The sequence below is a fragment of the Paenibacillus sp. P4_A7 genome (assembly GCF_056402455.1).
Genome location: NZ_JBFUHJ010000839.1, coordinates 1 through 947 on the forward strand (window position 1 = coordinate 1; position 947 = coordinate 947).

The 947-nt window shown below is 45.7% G+C and carries 1 protein-coding gene; it reads right to left on the reverse strand.

Annotated features, from left to right (window positions below):
• Positions 1 to 183 precede the first annotated feature (183 nt).
• Positions 184 to 947 (reverse strand): L-arabinose isomerase family protein (locus tag AC1DWN_RS34375; protein ID WP_477563288.1); only part of this gene is annotated, 764 nt, incomplete at its 5' end.

Below are 947 nucleotides of genomic sequence, written 5' to 3' on the forward strand. Positions count from 1 at the left end.
GATGATAATAGCGTGTCTGACTATTCATGCAAAAAGACTCCTCTCGTTTCGTACTTCGCACCAATATATGTTAGGCTGCTTGACTATAATTACGATAGGAATGAGATTTCCCCAAATTAAAATGAGCTATCTTGCATGATCGCAAGATAGCTCATTTATAAACTCTATTACTTACCCTATTAATTAACGAATACGATAGCTCAAATCGTTCCACCGAAGCTCATTACGGAAGTTGCGAATCGTAGTATCCTTGTCAATAACGACACATTCAATCCCTACTAAATCCGCCCAATCTACTAGCTGCTGCGTCGTAACTGCAAATGAAAATACGGTGTGATGCGCACCGCCAGCATAGATCCACACTTCCGCTGAATCACGCAGCGATGGCTGCGGTTTCCACAAAACACGTGCAACAGGTAGCTTCGGCATTTGATGACTCGGCTTAAYGGCATCTACTTCACTAATAATCAAACGGAAACGGTTGCCAAGATCAACAAGAGAAGCATTTACTGCTGCCCCCGCACGACCGTCGAATACAATTCGAGCAGGGTCCGCTTTCCCGCCGATACCGAGCGGATGAACTTCGATTTTCGGACGACTATCTGCAATAGTTGGACAAATCTCAAGCATATGTGCACCTAATATAAGTTCATTGCCTGGCTCAAAATGATACGTATAATCCTCCATAAATGAAGTCCCTTTATTGCCAGCTATCAGCTTCATCAGCCGAGTAAGTGCCGACGTTTTCCAATCGCCTTCTCCACCGAAGCCATAGCCCTGCTCCATTAAACGTTGAACAGCCAGACCCGGCAGCTGCTTCATACCGTGCAAGTCCTCGAACGTAGTGGTGAACGCAGAGAATCCGCCTTCTTGCAAGAATGACTTAAGACCAAGCTCAATCCGCGCTTGCTCACCAATAGATGCCCATGATGCTGCATTATTACGGG